Annotated in this window: 16 protein-coding genes and 1 tRNA gene; 10 read left to right on the forward strand and 7 right to left on the reverse strand. The window is 32.4% G+C overall.

Annotated elements, in window-relative coordinates; genetic code table 11:
• Positions 1–36: 36 nt before the first annotated feature.
• The 3 genes from GQ40_RS11620 to GQ40_RS17195 all read right to left on the reverse strand — a co-directional run bounded on the left by GQ40_RS11620 (position 37) and on the right by GQ40_RS17195 (position 4,313).
• Positions 37–1,359: an HTTM domain-containing protein gene (locus tag GQ40_RS11620; protein ID WP_047548441.1), complete on the reverse strand. Its 1,323-nt coding sequence runs from the start codon at positions 1,357–1,359 to the stop codon at positions 37–39.
• Positions 1,352–2,287 carry a bifunctional riboflavin kinase/FAD synthetase gene (locus tag GQ40_RS11625; RefSeq protein WP_410523950.1) on the reverse strand — a complete coding sequence of 312 codons (936 nt, stop codon included), beginning with the start codon at positions 2,285–2,287 and terminating at the stop codon, positions 1,352–1,354. The genes GQ40_RS11620 and GQ40_RS11625 overlap by 8 nt, the downstream gene beginning before the upstream one ends.
• 91 nt (positions 2,288–2,378) lie before the next feature.
• Complete coding sequence (locus GQ40_RS17195; RefSeq protein ID WP_052184234.1) at positions 2,379–4,313, reverse strand: M43 family zinc metalloprotease; 1,935 nt, start codon at positions 4,311–4,313, stop codon at positions 2,379–2,381.
• A gap of 141 nt (positions 4,314–4,454) precedes the next feature.
• On the opposite strand from GQ40_RS17195, the gene GQ40_RS11635 reads away from it, so the two are divergent.
• On the forward strand, positions 4,455–7,190 hold the full coding sequence (locus GQ40_RS11635) for a reprolysin-like metallopeptidase (protein WP_052184235.1): 2,736 nt from the start codon (positions 4,455–4,457) through the stop codon (positions 7,188–7,190).
• A gap of 54 nt (positions 7,191–7,244) precedes the next feature.
• Here GQ40_RS11635 and pth read toward each other — a convergent pair whose 3' ends face one another.
• From pth to GQ40_RS11650, 3 genes are all read right to left on the reverse strand, one after another.
• Entirely contained in the window at positions 7,245–7,811 is a 567-nt protein-coding gene (gene pth / locus GQ40_RS11640) for an aminoacyl-tRNA hydrolase (RefSeq protein ID WP_081990207.1), read from the reverse strand.
• 155 nt (positions 7,812–7,966) lie between these two features.
• Positions 7,967–8,632, reverse strand: coding sequence for a 50S ribosomal protein L25/general stress protein Ctc (locus tag GQ40_RS11645; protein ID WP_047548447.1), 666 nt, complete (start codon positions 8,630–8,632; stop codon positions 7,967–7,969).
• A gap of 105 nt (positions 8,633–8,737) precedes the next feature.
• Positions 8,738–9,679 carry a ribose-phosphate pyrophosphokinase gene (locus GQ40_RS11650; protein WP_047548452.1) on the reverse strand — a complete coding sequence of 314 codons (942 nt, stop codon included), beginning with the start codon at positions 9,677–9,679 and terminating at the stop codon, positions 8,738–8,740.
• 142 nt (positions 9,680–9,821) lie between these two features.
• On the opposite strand from GQ40_RS11650, the gene GQ40_RS11655 reads away from it, so the two are divergent.
• A tRNA-Leu gene (locus GQ40_RS11655) sits at positions 9,822–9,901 on the forward strand.
• A gap of 519 nt (positions 9,902–10,420) precedes the next feature.
• Here GQ40_RS11655 and GQ40_RS11660 read toward each other — a convergent pair.
• Positions 10,421–11,158 (reverse strand): SOS response-associated peptidase, encoded by a 738-nt coding sequence (locus tag GQ40_RS11660; RefSeq protein WP_047548455.1) that lies wholly within the window; start codon positions 11,156–11,158, stop codon positions 10,421–10,423.
• Positions 11,159–11,594: 436 nt separating this feature from the next.
• Here GQ40_RS11660 and GQ40_RS11665 point away from each other — a divergent pair, with 436 nt between their 5' ends.
• The 8 genes from GQ40_RS11665 (at position 11,595) to GQ40_RS11700 (ending at position 17,307) form a co-directional block, all read left to right on the forward strand.
• Positions 11,595–11,942 carry a hypothetical protein gene (locus GQ40_RS11665; RefSeq protein WP_156115576.1) on the forward strand — a complete coding sequence of 116 codons (348 nt, stop codon included), beginning with the start codon at positions 11,595–11,597 and terminating at the stop codon, positions 11,940–11,942.
• A 187-nt stretch (positions 11,943–12,129) separates the two neighbouring features.
• A complete protein-coding gene (locus GQ40_RS11670) occupies positions 12,130–12,666 on the forward strand; it encodes a hypothetical protein (protein WP_047548462.1) in 537 nt (178 codons plus the stop codon).
• 159 nt (positions 12,667–12,825) lie between these two features.
• Entirely contained in the window at positions 12,826–13,230 is a 405-nt protein-coding gene (locus GQ40_RS11675) for a hypothetical protein (RefSeq protein WP_047548467.1), read from the forward strand.
• A gap of 316 nt (positions 13,231–13,546) precedes the next feature.
• Positions 13,547–13,990, forward strand: a complete 444-nt coding sequence (locus GQ40_RS11680; RefSeq protein WP_156115577.1) for a hypothetical protein — start codon at positions 13,547–13,549, stop codon at positions 13,988–13,990.
• Between the two features lie 402 nt (positions 13,991–14,392).
• A complete protein-coding gene (locus GQ40_RS11685) occupies positions 14,393–14,977 on the forward strand; it encodes a hypothetical protein (protein ID WP_047548473.1) in 585 nt (194 codons plus the stop codon).
• A gap of 233 nt (positions 14,978–15,210) precedes the next feature.
• Positions 15,211–16,272, forward strand: a complete 1,062-nt coding sequence (locus GQ40_RS17200; RefSeq protein ID WP_052184236.1) for a T9SS type A sorting domain-containing protein — start codon at positions 15,211–15,213, stop codon at positions 16,270–16,272.
• A gap of 227 nt (positions 16,273–16,499) precedes the next feature.
• Positions 16,500–16,826 carry a hypothetical protein gene (locus GQ40_RS11695; RefSeq protein WP_047548476.1) on the forward strand — a complete coding sequence of 109 codons (327 nt, stop codon included), beginning with the start codon at positions 16,500–16,502 and terminating at the stop codon, positions 16,824–16,826.
• Positions 16,827–16,839: 13 nt separating this feature from the next.
• Positions 16,840–17,307 carry a hypothetical protein gene (locus tag GQ40_RS11700; protein ID WP_047548481.1) on the forward strand — a complete coding sequence of 156 codons (468 nt, stop codon included), beginning with the start codon at positions 16,840–16,842 and terminating at the stop codon, positions 17,305–17,307.
• Positions 17,308–17,488 lie beyond the last annotated feature (181 nt).

The following is a 17,488-nucleotide window of genomic DNA, read 5'->3' on the forward strand; positions in this document are numbered from 1 at the left end:
TATTGTGTTTTTTGAAACGCCAAATTTAAGTAATTGTCAGTTATTCTCATCTTGATTTGACGGTAAAATCCAATCATGGTGTTTAAAATGATGCCATTGCTCGTTTGCAAGGTCAACATTTGGGTCTATTAGTTGTTTACTCGCTTTGCCATTAACACTTACATAGGCTCTCACGTATACCTCAACATCCAATCCTTTTTCAGCATATATTTTTTTGAGACGCTGTGCGAATTGCCACATCACGTCTGGTTTTGTGCTTACGGTTCGCATTTGTTTTTTTGATAGATATGTCTCTAACTTAAATGGTATTTCAGCTTTTGAGGCTTTATCAACCACTCTAAAACTGGTATTGCCACTTTTTGAGCGCAGCATCATTCTCCAGGAAAGCCTGTGTCCTTCTTCCGTCCATAAAACATCATCCTTTATAAAATGGTGCCTCAATGGCAATGCAATTTGAATGATAAAATAAAGAACAAAAACAATTTTAAATGTAGAAGCGTAGGTTGGTGTTTCTATTTTTTCTTCGGAATATAATGGCTTTCGTTTTAAGAATAGTTTCTGTATAACCCTTGGTTCAAAAAAGAAAACTGCAAAAGCCAACGATAAATACGGAAATATCCCAACTTGAAAAATGAACGAATTAAAAAGATGAAAGAATATTGATGCAAAGAAGGCTACTTTTCGGGTTCGCTTCCAAAGGAGCAAGGGAATGATGAGTCCATCAAATAGAATGCCTCCATAGGCTATTAAATAATGGATGAATTTTTGTTGCAGCAAATTTCCGACGAGAAAATAATGCTTTTTGCTCTTCATAAGCAATTCTGGAACCGATAAATCTATCCATTCGGGATACATTTTAGCAATAGACGCGTAGGAATACAAAATAAACAATTGAATTATAAAAACCCATCTGCACCAATTAGGCATTGAGATTCTTTTAATGCTTGGGTTTTGTAATGCATCAACAGAAGCATAACGTTGTGCAGGTAAAAAACACATTACCGCACTTAAAATCATTAAGAAATAATAATGATTATTATATGATGATTTTTGCATAAAATACGTTGCAGACCATAATAGAGTAAACGAAATCATGCTTAACCTGTATTTATAACCTACCATAACGAAAAGTCCACAAATCCCCATAATGACGTAATGCGCGTACATCCACTCGCCTTGGATGGTCTGTAAAAAATCAAAACCTATGAAATTAAAAGTAAATTCTGGCTCGACCAATGTGCGTTTTAGCCATCCAGTAAAAATGGCTCCTATGCTTTCTAAAAAGATCAATCCGCCAAAAAATATTCTGAAAACGATTAGCGCGCTGTTATCTATATATTTGAAAAGAAACTTATTCATAGCGACTTTGAATCCAATTTATAGCATTAGACTTATCGTTTTGAAGTTGGTTTTTAAGTAATTCTACCGACTCAAATTTGCTTTCATCCCTTAACCGCTCTAAAATTTCAATCTTTAAAATTTTATTATACAAATCTTGGTCAAGGTTGAAAAAGTGAACTTCAGTCGATTGTTTTTCGCCTTCAAAGGTTGGATTGGTACCAATGTTCATCATTCCAAAAAAATCAATCCCGTCAATATTGGATTTTACAATATAGACACCATTTTTGGGAATTAATTTATAACCTTCTTCAATATGTATATTGGCTGTTGGGAAATTTAGCGTCTTGCCGATCCCTTTTCCTTTTATAACCTTTCCTGTAATAAAATAAGCATATCCCAAATAAGAATTGGCAGTTTCTATATCTCCTTCAATTAGCGATTGTCTTATTTTTGTAGAACTTACCGCAACATCTTCTATATCTTGGGCAGAAATTTCTTCTACGATAAAACCAAACTCTTTTCCGAAGGCCTTTAAATCATTGATGTTTGCAGTTCTGTTTTTTCCGAAGTGATGATCGTAGCCAATAATTATATGTTTTGCATTTAACTCATCTACAAGAAATTCTTTAACGTAATTGCGAGCCGATTTATTTGCGAATTCTGAGGTGAATTTTTTAATCACCACTTCATCTAACCCAAATTGAGACAACACATTTTTACGCTCAGTTATGGTATGTAGTAATTTAATTTCAAAATCTGGCTGGAGTACCATTCTAGGATGAGGAAAAAACGTAAACACAATAGATCTTAAATCTTTTGAATGACCAGTTTTTACAAGTCGTGTGATGATTTTTTGATGACCTATGTGCACACCATCAAACGTCCCTATAGTAATTATGGAAGATGGAACCTTTTTGATATTTGTTGGGTTTGAATTCAATATCAATTTTTTTGTAAAAGTAGGTATAATGATATGTAATAAAAAAAAAGAGGATTGCATAAATCAACCCTCTTTTGATATCTAAATTAAATAAATATTATTTTTTTATAAATGGCTTTGTTACCGAAATATCATATTTATTTATTTTAATAAAATACATACCATTGCTAAGTGCATTAGTGTTTATTGCTAGATCTTCTTCACTAGAAATAATTTTTTTAGTAATTGTCTGACCTAACATATTAACAATCTCATAACTATCTGGTAAATCACTTCTATTACTCAATTTGATATTTAGAATAGCAGCTGCTGGGTTAGGGTAAATATATAAATTACTATTTAAGAAATAATCATTTACTCCTAAAGAATTCGCTAAAATATTAGCTTGTTGAGAACCTCCAAAATCCCCGCCTGACACTAACAAAGTTCCTGTTGCGTCGTTCTCACGTATTTCAAAAGATCCTGTTCCATAATCACAGCAAATACCATCTCCATAAGAATCACTAATTAAAAAAGAATAACATTCATTAGTCCCTAGAGGAATTAATTCCGTAAATGTTGTATTATCTTCAGTACTACCATTATAAGGTCCTCCAGACGCTACAACATTGTCACTCCCATCTCGAAACTCCCATGTCGTTTCATTAGAGAAACTATCAGTTGTTAAGCTAAAAAACAATTGGGTTGCCTCTGCTGTCGTTGGAGAAGCTATCACATAATCTGCACTATCCGTATCATTACAAACTCTTTGGTCTGTTGAAGGAAGAGAAACACTAACATTTAATGTTCCTGAGCCATCAATAACTGTTATAGTTGGAAGTGTAAACGTGTCAAATTCATTTTGTACTATATTACCATTATATGTAAATGTTTCAGGAGCTCCTGCATTTATACTATAACTAATTGTTGCAGTAGTTATGGTACTAGATCCATAATTAGTTAGTCTTATATTTGGAATTTGTTCACCACATACTTGATCAAAACCTTCAATTTTAATGCTAGCATCGACAGCTAATTCTGGCAATGGCATTTCTGGGATTGTGTTAGATATTAAATTAACTCTAGATGTGTTTATAACATTTAACATCCGTGCTTTTTGACCGTTTGTAAATATATTCATACATGCATCATCAGTATAATCCATATAATTTTCAAACATATCATCACCTCCACCGGTACAAGTATCTGCAGCAGTTGTTGGACAACCACCAGTTGGACCGGAGATTGCGGGAGTATCTGTAACACTATCATTCGGAGATGAACATCCACCTTGAAACGTATGAAAAAGACCAAAATAATGACCTAGTTCATGAGTTGTAGTTCTTCCTAAATTAAATTGTCCGCCGATTGTTACTCCTGGAGCATCATTGGTCCCAAAAAACTCATATCCCATTACAACACCGTCAGAAGACGGAGTTCCTCCAGGAAATTGAGCATATCCAAGAAGCGTAGGATCGGAAAAATCGACTGTCCACATATTTACATAAAATTCAGGATCCCAAATAGTCAATGGCTTTAAAATATCATCCGTAGCACCTTGGAAAGGCCATGAATTTGCGATATCAGACAGGTCAACTCTATCAATTCCTGTAGAAGGATTACAGTCTGGATCTTGTCTTGCAAGATAAAATTCTATTTCAGTATCTGCACTTGCAGGGTCAGAACTAAAACCTCTAGAGCCAACAAGTCTTCTAAAATCTTCATTTAATACTTGTATTTGTGATTCTATTTGAGCGTCTGAGATGTTTCTTCCAACACCTATAGCCTCTCCACTATGAATAACGTGAACTACAACAGGAATTCTCAGTACAGAACCTCTTTGATAATCACTTCCTAATGCTTGAACTCTTGAATTCATAACACGCTCAAAAGCTTCACTACCCATCATATTAGGGTTTTTCTCTAATAATTGAGCATTATATTCATCTGTTGCGCAATTACGAATCTGGTCAACATTTATTTCTTGCGCATTCAATCCTAAACAAGTGATTAAAAGGACAACACATATTATTTTAAAAGTAAAATTTTTCATATTCTAATTTTTTAAAATTTAAAGCAACTAATTTACTGAAAATTTCTCAAAAAAACGGAAAGTTAAAAATGTAATTTTTATAGTCAATTATTTAGTATTTCTATATCGAATAATTTATTTTTATAAAAAAATAACTATATCATGAAATTAACATTACGCAAAATACTTTGCCTTTCGCTAGTTTTAACTGCTAGTTTAGGGTATTCACAAAACAAAATTTGGACAAAAAACAATACGGTTACAGACAGTAACGCTCTATCAAAATATCATTTAGAGCCTTCAAAAGTTGAAAGTTTCACTTTTAACGCTAATACTCTTAACCAGAGAGTCCAATTAGCACCTGTAAGAGGAGAAAGCAGATCAGTATCAAATACTATTATTGAAGTACCTGTTGTAGGTGGTGAATTTGAACAATTTAGAATCTATGAATCTCAAATTTTTTCTTCGGAATTAGCAGCACAATATCCAAACATAAAATCTTATGTTGGTTATAGTCTCGAAAATCCAACAACTCGTTTAAGTATGAGTTCATCTCCACAAGGTGTGCAAACAATGATTTCTTATGTAAACAAAGAAACCGTTTTCATGATGCCAACATCTCCTGGCTCAACAGATTACATATTATATACAAAAGCTTCTAGAGGAGTCTATGATAGTGAATTTGTTTGTAGTACAATCGATGAGTTAGTTGAAACTTCTCAAAATAGATCAGATAACGAATTTCAAAGAGATGCAAATGACCAAACTCTAAGAAGTTATAGATTAGCTATTTCTGTAAATGGGGAATATACAGCTTACCATGGAGGAACAGTTGCTGGCGCATTAGCAGCTATTAACACTACAATGACTCGTGTAAACTCAGTATTTGAAACAGACATGGCAATAACTTTTACTATAGTAAATGCGCCACAATTGATTTACACTAATGCTGCTTCAGACCCTTACTCTGGTAATCTAGGAAACTGGAATTTAGAATTGGCAAATACCTTAGATGCAAATCTAGCTGATGGTGACTATGATATCGGTCATATGTTTGGTGCTTCCGGTGGTGGAGGTAATGCTGGATGTATTGGTTGTGTCTGTGTAAACGGTAATGTTAATACAGGTAATCATAAAGGATCTGGAATCACATCTCCTGCAGATAATATCCCAGAGACAGATACTTTTGACATTGACTATGTAGCCCATGAAATTGGACATCAAATGGGAGCTAACCATACATTCTCAATGAATACTGAAACCGCAAATGTAAATGTTGAGCCAGGAAGTGGAACTACTATTATGGGTTATGCAGGAATTACAGGAGTAAATAATGTAGCATTAAATAGTGATCCATATTTCCATTACGCTAGTATAAATCAGATATTGAACAATGTGAACTCTGGACCTAACCAATGCGCTACGACTACTGCTATAGCCAATAATCCACCAATTGCGGATGCTGGACCAAACTATATAATTCCAAAAGGCACTGCTTATGTTTTAAAAGGTACTGCTACAGATGCAGACGGTGACGACATGTTAACATATTGCTGGGAACAAAATAATTCTGGTCAAGTGACAAACACTAGTTTTGGTCCAACGAGCACAATTGGAGCGCAAGCGAGATCTTTACCTCCATCTATGTCTCCAGATCGTTATATACCAAATTTTGATCGGGTTCTAAATAATCTATTAACTGAAACAAATCCTGGATTAACTTCAGATTGGGAAACGGTATCAAATGTTGCTAGAAATTTAACATGGGCTTTAACAGTAAGAGATCGTGAACCTTCTGCTACAGGTCTAAATGGACAGTCTAGTTTTGATTTAACTACAATTACTGTTAATGGTACTGCTGGACCTTTTACATTTACCTCTCAAAATGATGGTAGTACTTGGTTAAGTGGAACAGACGAAATTATTACATGGGATGTTGCGGGTACTACCGCTAATGGTATAAATACATCAAATGTAAATATTCTTTTATCAACAGATGGTGGTTTAAATTTTGATACTATATTAGCTTCAAATACACCAAATGATGGTTCTGAAACGATTACAGTACCAGATGCGCCATCAATAGCTTGTCGTATAATGATAGAGCCTGTTGGCAATATTTATTATGCATTAAACAGCTCGGAGTTTGCTCTAGATTTTGATGTTACTACAGATTGTCTTGAATATACCTCAGCAGAAAACTTAAATCTTGCAATTCCTGATGGGCCAGGAGGTAATGGAAATCCAGGCGCTCCAGTAACCAGTATTATAAATATTCCAGATTCTCAAACTATTGACTTTATAACAGTAAATGCTGATATTAGTCATGAATATATAAATGACATCATCATTGAAGTTATACATCCAGATGGGGCAACTGCTGCTATAATTTATAATAGAGAATGTGGATCTCAAGATGATTTAGACGTAACTTTTGCTGATGGTTCACCAGGAATTGTTTGTGCTACTCCAACAGTTGGTGAATATGGCCCAAGTTTTCCATTATCAGTTTTTAATGGATTGGATAGTAGTGGAGATTGGACGATTTCTGTTACAGATAATTGGGATGCTATTACAGGAACACTTAATGATTGGAGTATAGAAATTTGTACAACAACTGTTACTCCACTTAGTGTAGATGAATTTGCAGTTGGGGATTTTTCAATATTCCCTAACCCTAACAATGGAGAATTTACAATCAAATTAAACTCTTCTTCAAATCAAGATATCACTGTAGATGTATTTGATATTAGAGGTAGAAAAATATTTGACAACACTTATGTTAATAATTCTGATTTTAATCAATCAATTTCATTAAACAATGTTCAATCTGGAATGTACCTTGTCAAGGTAAGTGATGGAAAAAAACAAACTACTAAGAAGATTGTAATTGAATAATTTTCTTCGGAAAAATAAAATATAACGAAAAGAGAGACATTACGTCTCTCTTTTTTATTTACCGTTAAAGCTATTCATTGTATTATTTATACCTGCTGTACCAAATGATTTTATAAGTTCGACAGATTTTTCTAATCGTTCTTTAAGCTTATTATCTTCTTCATCTGTCCATTCTCCTAGCACATAATCTACTTGTCTGCCTTTGCTGAACTCATCGCTTATACCAAATCTAAACCTGTTGTAATTTGTGGTTTGCAAAGTAGACTGAATGTCTTTTAGCCCATTGTGTCCTCCATCGCTACCTTTAGTTTTCAACCTGATATTTCCGAAGGGAAGATTTAAATCATCTGTAATTACCAACAAATTTTCTAATGGGATTTTTTCTTTTGTTAACCAATATTGTACTGCTTTTCCACTCAAATTCATAAAGGTACTAGGCTTTAACAAAATAAAGGTTCGACCTTTAAACTTGTAAGTTGTCAAATCCCCAAGCTTTTGAGTTTCAAACGTGAGATCTTCTTTTTGTGCCAAAGCATCCAATACTTTAAAACCAATGTTATGCCTGGTATTGGCGTATTTTTCACCAATATTTCCCAGTCCAACGATGAGATATTTTTTCATAGGATTTGTTTCTTCTATATCTAATGATTTAGAGTTCCAATTAAAGATATTGCGGATAGATTTCCAGATATTTATTTTATTTAGATATGGTCAAAAATAAAAAAAGCATTCTATAATATTATAGAATGCTTTTTAAAATATAGTTAGAATATGTTCTATTCTTCTTTTACTGCAGCCACGTCATCAGTTTCTGTTGAAGGTACTCCTCCATCTTCTCCTGTAGTTGCTTCTTCACCATCTTCAAGTTCTTCTTCATCTTCAACATCAATAATAGCAGTTCTAGCAGTTTTAATCTGTACAACTACCGTATTGTCTTTGTGAAGTAATGTATAACCTTCTCCTTCTAAAGCAGTCACATATAGTTTTCCTCCAATTTTAAGTGGAGTAATGTCTGCTTCAAGAAAATCTGGTAAATTCTTTGGTAAGGCTTTTACTCTTAATTTACGTCTGTTCTTACGTAATATTCCACCGTTTAAAACTCCTCTAGACGTCCCTATAATATGTACAGGTATGTCCATTGCAATTTCTTTGTCTTCAAATAGACGGTAGAAATCTATGTGTAAGATTCTATCTGTTACTGGGTGAAACTGGATGTCCTGCAAAACAGCATCATAAGTTTCTCCGTTTTCTAAGGCAATCACAACTGTATGCGCATTAGGCGTGTATACAAGTTTTGAGAAAGCCAATTCTGGTGCAGAGAAATGCACGTTTTGGTCTCCTCCGTATAATACGCAAGGAACCTGACCAGCATTACGTAAGGCCTTAGTTGCCTTTTTGCCTACGCTTTCTCTTTTAGATCCATCGATTGTAATTGATTTCATTTTAAAAATTTATAGTTATTATTAATATTCTATTTTTAGATCCAAAGCAAATAATCTACTTCGGTAATTAAGCTCATTTCTTTTTGGCAGCTGAGCTTATTGTAGCTACATTAAAAATTTAGAGCTAATTGATTTATTGTAATGTACATTATGCATCACTTCAGCAAATAAATCTGCACAACTCAACACTCTAATTTTATCACTTTTTTGTTTTAAAGGAATTGAATCTGTAACAATCAATTCTTCTAATTGGGATTTTTCTAGTTTTTCATAAGCATTTCCAGATAGAATTGGATGGGTACAAATAGCTCTTACGCTAAGGGCTCCTTTTTCCATCATTAAATCTGCAGCTTTTGTCAAAGTTCCTGCTGTATCCACCATATCATCAACCAAAACTACATTTTTTCCAGTGACATCACCAATCAATTCCATATGAGAAATGACATTAGCTTTAGCTCTTTGTTTATAACAAATCACGACATCACTTTTTAAAGCTTTAGAATAAGCATAAGCTCGCTTTGACCCACCCATATCTGGTGACGCAATAGTAAGATTATCTAATTCAAGAGATTTTAAATATGGTAAAAATATTGTGGATGCAAACAAATGATCTACAGGTTTTTCAAAAAATCCTTGAATCTGGTCTGCATGCAAATCCATAGTTATAATACGCGTAGCACCTGCCACTTCAAGCATTTTTGCTACAAGTTTTGCTGCTATTGGTACTCTTGGTTTGTCTTTACGGTCTTGCCTTGCCCATCCAAAATATGGCAAAACTGCTGTTATATGTCTTGCTGATGCTCTTTTAGCTGCATCAATCATCAATAACATTTCCATTAAGTTTTCTGGTCCAGGATGCGTAGACCCAATAATAAAAATTCTTGTTCCTCTAATAGACTCTTCATACGATGGCTGGAATTCTCCATCGCTATAGGTCGATGTAATTACGTTACCCAAAGGCGCACCAAATGTTACTGCTATTTTTTCAGCAAGTTCCTTACTTTGTCCGCATGCAAAAATTTTTGCTTCTGTTGCTCCGTTTGGCATTGGTAATTAATTATTTGAGTGTTATTGGCACTTTGTTTTAACGAGGTGCAAATTTATGAATTTATTTCAACTGAAAAAGCATAAAACCCACTATTTTTCATTGATGGTAATAAAATATTTTATAATTTTGCAGTCCTAATTTGCTCAAGTGGCGGAATTGGTAGACGCGCTGGATTCAAAATCCAGTTCTTCGGAGTGCGGGTTCGATTCCCGCCTTGAGTACTTGTAAAATCCGTATGAATTTGATTTTCAAATTTTTACGGATTTTTTTTGTTTTATTTTGCCGAAAATATGCCGAAAATATCTGTCTTAAACTATTTTTTTTATGACAAAACGAAAAAAACTAAAAGTTAATTTAAATGAGTACAATGATTATTTAAACGAACTTAAAGTAGAAGTTTTTAGCCAAAAGGCTTTATTTCTATCTAGTATCCACAAATTAAAATGCCAGAACTTAAGTAAATTTGAACATCACCTAAAGACAATGATTTAAATTGAAAAAAATACTGCATCAGTATTATTGCTGCAGTATTTTAGTTAATCATTAATATACCTCCCTTTTCTGATCTTGTTATTTTTACAATATTCATCAATATCTGAACTTGAAATGATTTGATATACATCTCAAAACCAAATTTGAATAACAGAAGAAAATTTTCATTTCTAAATATCCTTCAAAATTTTATTTTAGTAATTAGCAAATAAAAGGGCTCATTGGCATTTAAAAAATCAAATTAAAAATCATGAAATTTTTGGCAATTCAGGATATTCAACTCTGTCAACTATAGTTTCGACATCACTATTAACTTTTGGACTAAATAAATCTTTGCTCACAGGATAGGTAATTAGATCGTCCTCTAGATACTCGAGATTTATCAACTCCATAATCCCATTTTCGTTTAAATCATCTTTTAACCAATCTTGTTCAAAGTCTCTTTGCAGTATAACAGGTTGTCTATTTTTCTTATTATGAACCTTTGCAAATAAGGGTGATGCATCTTTTGTAAGAATAGTGAATGTAACCACGCTATCAATAATGGTATATAAGCCTGCTAAGGATAATAAATCATCATTCTTATGCTTGAAATGGAATGGGTATTTTTTGCTTTTATGTTCATGTGGCTCAAAAAAGCCTGAAACTGGAATTATACAACGTCTTGTGAAAACTGAGTTTTTATATATGAAATGATCGAAAAGCTTTTCAGATCGTGCATTTAGTCCTCCCCCGTAACGTACCGCTTCTTTATAGTAATCTCTTATCTGATCCTGCTTTTTATTATTTGGCACGATTCCCCATAATGCTGGAGCTAAAGCTGTTGGTCCCTCTTGAGGGATGATCAACATGTCAGGATGAGCAAATCCGTTTAAATGATAACGAGGTATATCATAAGCATCTCTAGCGTCTTTCTTTGTAAGTTCTGCATCATATCTTTTTTCAAGAATTGTAACTTTTTTTGTTTGTGACGTATGGAAGCACATATTTGTTTTTTATTAAAATTAATAAAAAAGGATCAATTATATCTCGGATCTAAATGAATCGATAACTTTTGCTATAAAAAAAACATACTGTACAAATCTTTTATATCCTTAAATGGCCCGCAGCAAGCAACAACATCCAAAAATACATTTAAGAATACCGACAGATTATATGTGTTCAAAAGTGTTTGAAAATTTGGGAATCGAACTTAAAGCGTTGGGAAAACATTTAAAATAACATACTTAATTTTACGTTTTTGTATAGGCAATAAAGTTTATTTCTTAAATATACGTAGAAGTACGTACGAAAGTGATTCAATTAATTTCATAGTTTTACTATTATAAGTATTTTGTACTCATATAATAGATATATAGTTACCAGTAACTATATATATTTGTTGTGGTTAATTTGAGAAACAGAATGGGATTAGACATTAATTTGATTGAAATAATTGAAAAACCGAAATTAAAAATGTGTTGGCTTTCGGAAGATGAAAATCCTGAATTACAAAATTATTTTTCGGATTTAATAACTACACGGAAAACGGAATCGGAAAATGGAACACTCGTTTCGGAAAAAGGATATTATTACGAAGAAATCTCATATCAGAGAAAAGGAGTAAAAGCAGTTTTCTTTAAAAAATTCGGAACAGACGATTTTGTTTTGACCAAGGACAAGCTATTTAAATTACAAAAGTGCCTAAAAAAAGAATATTTGGACACATTTGAATCTGACTTTATGCAAAAATTTAGAGAAAAGAAAAACCTAATTATGATTAGCTATTAACCACAGAACTGAACATAATAAGTGGAATAAAAACTAACCACAACACCGTATATAAGCTATGGCTCGGTCAGTCCACACTTGGAAAATCCTGCGGATTTTCCAAAGCCGGTTTTAATCAGGAAAAGTCTGTGCCGAGACACGCCACAGCTCATATACCAAACGTTGTGCGCAAGCTGAAAAAAACATTATGCTAGAAAGTTTACTATTTATATTTTTAATTTGTGTTGGCGGATTGTTTCTATTAATATCTCTGATTATTTTAACAATCGGATTAATCAAAAAATCCTCTAAACTGAAAAAAGTCGCTTTCGGAATTGGAGTTGTACCAATACTCTGTTTTGGACTTATAATATTTTGGTATGCAATAGCAGTTCCGTCATTTAATAATAATCTAATGGAAGATTTTGCTGGAGTTTATATTCCCCATAAATCTGCAACGGAATTTTTAAATGAAAACGGAGTTACGGAAAACGAACTGAAATTAACTTTATACTCTGACGGAACTTACAAATTTGACGGAATTGAAGGATTTGGACTAGAAAAAATAGGAACTTGGAAAACTGGCGGAATAGATGGACAATTTGAGTTTCACGATGAAAATGGTAGCTTATCCGAATGGGCAAGTCCTTCAGGTAGCGGAGACGAATCTTCACTATCATTTGAATATCAATTGGACGAAGATGATTGGCAAAACAGGAAAAGCATATTATTTATAAAACAATAAAACGAAGAAAAGCCAGCGCACAACACAGTATATAAGCTATGGCTTGGTCAGTCCTAACTTGGAAAATCCTACGGATTTTCCAAAGCCAGTCTTTATCTAGAGAGATTCGTGCCGAGATAAGCCACAGCTCATATACCAAACGTTGTAAGTAATTTGCCAATGAAACTCAATAAAATTTATAAACTGACTTTTTTTTTGATAATCACATTGACTTCTTGCTCAAATAATAGTTTGAAAAATGAAATTGAAGGACAATGGGCAATTAAAGAAATAACATATAGCGGAAAAAGTTACAAAGACCAAATGTATACTAACGCTCTGATTTTTAGAGAGAATAATGAAGTTTCTATTCCCGAAACTTTTCACTTTAAAAAAGACAAAAATGCTACTTGGAAAGTTTTAGAAAATAAAAACAGTATTACGATTAATACTTCGACAACTGTATTTGATGACACTTTTGACGTGGAATTTACAAATCGAACGGAAAATGACCCACTCGGAATTATTTTAAAGTCTGACACTATTTATATAAAAGCATATAAACTATTAGATTTTCATCATTAACGAGGATTATTAAACTGATTGAAAATAAAAAACTACTTACAACACCGTATAAAAAAAATTGCTAGTTTTAGCTAAACCAAAGTTAGTTGCTCGTTTGCTAGCTTCTGATTTTCCTTCGGAAAATCCTCGCACACAAACACGCAACTTTCCTTATACATAAACGTTGTAAGCAATTCCACTCATTACGGAAAAAGATTAATCACTTTAAGCTAAAGTTTAAGGAGGATATTAGAGAAAAAAAGCTGAAAATAAAAATCACTGACATTTGATTTTCAACATATTATAAAAACGTTAGTCAGAATTAAAGTGAATGCAAATGAAAGATTGGGAATTAGATAGAATTTACATCTGGATTAGAGCTGCTAGCATTTATGGAAAAAATAACGGTGTAAAGTTTCTGATTGACCTGAATGACAAATCGCTCTTTAATCTTATTTTAAAAGATAACGAATGGAAATGTGTTCTGAATCGAGAGATTGGAGTTAGATACTCAAAAGAGCAGATTGAAGTACTCGAGAGTAAAATAGAATCTCTAAAAGATAATCGGAATAAAATTCTAGAATTTCCTAAACTCATCAAAAGTGAAATAGAGTATATAGAAAAAACTAAATTAGAACTCGAACGAAAGAAAAAGTATAAAGTCAAATTTGATTGGATGAAGTATGATAAAATTATTTATGGAAATCCAGCAGAATTTGGAATTGAATGGTTAAAAGAAATTGGAATTGAAATTGAGGAACTTTCTAGAATCGGATTCTAAAATCAAAAAATAAAAACTGCTTACAACACCGTATAAAATTAATTGCTGGTTTTAGCCAATTTACGAAAGTCCTCGCGGACTTTCTATCTGTGATTTATTTGCTAAATTTAGTGCTTAAAACACGCAACTAATCTTATACATCAACGTTACCACACATTTGAGAAAAACGACAGTAATATCATCAAAATATACTACTTCAAAAAAAATAAGTGCTTATTTAATTATTTTTGGATACGTAATATTTATTATTCCTTTTTTTCAAATATTTGGTGGAATTTTAATGTTACTTGGTTGGATAATTAATATAAGAACGGATAGAAGTAATAAGAAAAAACTACTTTGGTCTATACCGCTTATTGCACATTTGATTTTAGTTTCAATAATCATCATACTAAATCACATTTGAAAAAGACATTCAAATTCATATCAAAAGTAATTTTCGGAATACTAATTTGGTTAATATTAGTCGATATACAATGGACTTTTTTCGACAGTCACTCAATCGAAAATTTGATTTTTATTGTGTTCGGAATTTTTCTTTTGTTGCTAATTATAAGCGGAATCTATTGGGTTTTTAAAAAGAAGAGAATATTGAAATTTGCTGGTTTCGGAACTTTGTACTTTTTAGCTTTTTCAATAACAATGATTTTAACAAATGTAGTTTACGGGAAAATTGCAGAAAGTCAATTTATAGTATTACTAAAAGACATTGAGAAATATAAAATTGAGAAAGGTCAAATTCCAAAAGTATTATCGGATTTACCAACCGAACATTATAACGTTTATGGAATAGTTCCTCACGAATTTATTTACGAAGGATATAAACCGTTTATCTGGAATGGAATTGGATTTGACGAAAGCGAAATTGACAGCGAAACGGAGAAAATAGTCGGATATAAAACGCCGATGGGTTATACGAAATATCGAATCGCAGATGATGAAAATATTGATGATGTAATTGAAAACGTGATAAAAAACGTGTGGTAACAATGTATATAAAAAATAGCGCAAGATGTTACAAACACAAAGGTTCGGGCACTTTTTAGAGGTCGCCAAATTTTTAAATTTGGCTATATGAGAAAAGAAAGATAAATAGAAAAACTTAAAAATTCGGCTTGAGTTTAACCGAATGGATAGTGTGCAAATCAGCGCTACTTTTCATATACTCGACCGTTAGCAAACATTAAAAACACAAATAGTAAAGTAAAAAAATCAAATAAATGAAAACATTTTTCTCTATTATATTCATTTTTTCGGCAATCATATCTGACCTCTATGCACAAACTACCGATGTCGTAACGGGCTTAAATGGTCCTGTTAGAATAGAACTTAAGGATACAGAACTATTTATTTCAGAGTTTGATGGAGAAATAATTTCTAAAATAAATATAAACTCAACTTTACCAACAACAGCAGAAGTTGTAACTGTTTTAAATAATCCTAATGGATCATCTAGCCCAGATGGATTAGCTTTCAATGGCAATACTCTTTACATTGCAGAAACTAATACTTCCAAAATTTCTTCATTAGATTTAAGTTCAGGTTCACCAACACCAACAGACGTTGTAACGGGTTTAAATAATCCACGTGGTATAGTACTTTATGGAAGCAACCTATATATAACTAACGGAAATAAAATTTCAAAAATAGATATAAACTCAACTACACCAACAGCAACGGATGTAGTTACTGATTTAAATGGTGCGTTTGATATAATTATAAATGGAACTGAACTTTATATAGCAATAAGAAACGATGGAAAAGTTTCTAAAATAGATCTTGCAGAAACTAACCCAATTTTAATAGATGTTATTACTGGTTTAGATTTACCTCTTGGTATAGCTATCAATGGAACAGACCTATATATCTCTGAAACAATTGCAAATAAAATTTGTATGGTAGATTTAAGTGCTGTCACGCCAATAGCAGTAGATGTTTTGACTGGATTAAATTCGCCTGTAGGAATAGAAATTATTGGAACAGAAATGTATATAGTAGAAACAGGTGCTAATAAAATCTCTAAAATATCGATAAATTCTTTATCTACAGAAGATTTTTTAACAAAAGATGACATTAAACTTTATCCAAATCCAACATCTCATTTTATCCAAATATCTGGATTGAATAAAACAGAAAATTATAAAATATATAACTCTTTAGGGCAAGAAGTGCTTGTTGGTGCAATTAACAGCAATTATAGAATTGAGACTTTGCAATTAATTAATGGGTTATACTTCTTAGAATTTGACAATGGAAGAACTTTTAAATTTATAAAAGAATAAACAACCATAACGTTTGCTAACAACGTATATAGCTCATAGCTGGGCAGTTGCTTAATCGAAGTTAAGGCATATTTGGAAAGTCGCCAAATTTTTAAATTTGACCATTTCCAATAAAAAGATAAATAATAAAATTTAAAAATCTGGCTTGTGCTTAACCGAATAATTATCGCTAATTTGCACGCTACGAGCCATATACAAGACCGTTAGCTTTCATTAAATAAAACTCAATGGCATTACCAAAAAACAAAAATATTAGAAAAATTATGGTTAATGATATTGAATATTATTGGACAATCAGTTATGACGAAGATTATGGATTGATTACTTGTAACGTAGGATTAGTTGACAAACCTAATTATAGATTTAGTTTCTCAAGAGGTGGAGATAAAACTCACATCCAATATATCCATAATTCAATAGAAGAAAAAGATACTCTAAAAGCTATAACTCCTAATTTAGTCAGAAAAGCAATAGAATATGCAAATGAAAATCTGGATTGGAAAAACACAAAAAATAGTAGTTTATCTTCTAACTCAGATGGATTTAATTGTTAATATCTAGAACATTATGGCAAGTGGATTTATAATATTAAAAGACGGAAGATGTTTCGCAAGAAGATGGACAGGATATGATGAAATTATTCGAATAGCCATAATGGAACTGAAACTAATTCAAAATGGAGAGGAATTAGCAGACTGGCTAAAATTGCAAATTCCAGACGCTCAAGATGACGAAAGTGCTGATGCAGGATGGGGATTTCACAACGCAAGAATTGACGATTGGATAAATAGAAAATTAGATTTAAGAAGTCTGACAAAGGAAAATCAAAAATTATTATGGGCAGCAATACAAAACGGTAAAATTAATTTGATTGAGAAAGGGCAAGATTATTCTCCACTATCACTTGATTACTTCAACATATTTTATGAAATGTGTGAACTAGCCGAGAAAGGAGAACCGCCAATGGAATTAACTCATTGGAATAAGCTCGCGGATCCTTGCACTGAACAAAACGGACCTGGGTGGGAAAAATAAAAACGAAAAGCTAACAATGGCTATAATTAATACGGGTTTTGGTGCTTAACCCAAAGTTTAGTGCTTTTAAACTAAGTCCGCCAAATCTTTTGATTTGGCTTTAAGTACAAAAAAGATAAAACAAAATAAAAAGTTTTGGCTAAGTGCTTAATCGAAAGTTCACTACTTTTAATTCCCGTAC

Source organism: Psychroserpens sp. Hel_I_66, assembly GCF_000799465.1.
Classification (GTDB): domain Bacteria; phylum Bacteroidota; class Bacteroidia; order Flavobacteriales; family Flavobacteriaceae; genus Psychroserpens.

Coding starts and splice junctions, on each gene's coding strand:
- GQ40_RS11670 (WP_047548462.1), top strand. CDS start 12,130: ATGCTAGAAAGTTTACTATTTATATTTTTAATTTGTGTTGGCGGATTG.
- GQ40_RS11680 (WP_156115577.1), top strand. CDS start 13,547: ATGAAAGATTGGGAATTAGATAGAATTTACATCTGGATTAGAGCTGCT.
- GQ40_RS17200 (WP_052184236.1), top strand. CDS start 15,211: ATGAAAACATTTTTCTCTATTATATTCATTTTTTCGGCAATCATATCT.
- GQ40_RS11620 (WP_047548441.1), bottom strand. CDS start 1,359: ATGAATAAGTTTCTTTTCAAATATATAGATAACAGCGCGCTAATCGTT.
- GQ40_RS17195 (WP_052184234.1), bottom strand. CDS start 4,313: ATGAAAAATTTTACTTTTAAAATAATATGTGTTGTCCTTTTAATCACT.
- GQ40_RS11650 (WP_047548452.1), bottom strand. CDS start 9,679: ATGCCAAACGGAGCAACAGAAGCAAAAATTTTTGCATGCGGACAAAGT.
- GQ40_RS11700 (WP_047548481.1), top strand. CDS start 16,840: ATGGCAAGTGGATTTATAATATTAAAAGACGGAAGATGTTTCGCAAGA.
- GQ40_RS11645 (WP_047548447.1), bottom strand. CDS start 8,632: ATGAAATCAATTACAATCGATGGATCTAAAAGAGAAAGCGTAGGCAAA.
- GQ40_RS11635 (WP_052184235.1), top strand. CDS start 4,455: ATGAAATTAACATTACGCAAAATACTTTGCCTTTCGCTAGTTTTAACT.
- GQ40_RS11695 (WP_047548476.1), top strand. CDS start 16,500: ATGGCATTACCAAAAAACAAAAATATTAGAAAAATTATGGTTAATGAT.
- GQ40_RS11660 (WP_047548455.1), bottom strand. CDS start 11,158: ATGTGCTTCCATACGTCACAAACAAAAAAAGTTACAATTCTTGAAAAA.
- GQ40_RS11675 (WP_047548467.1), top strand. CDS start 12,826: ATGAAACTCAATAAAATTTATAAACTGACTTTTTTTTTGATAATCACA.
- pth (WP_081990207.1), bottom strand. CDS start 7,811: ATGAAAAAATATCTCATCGTTGGACTGGGAAATATTGGTGAAAAATAC.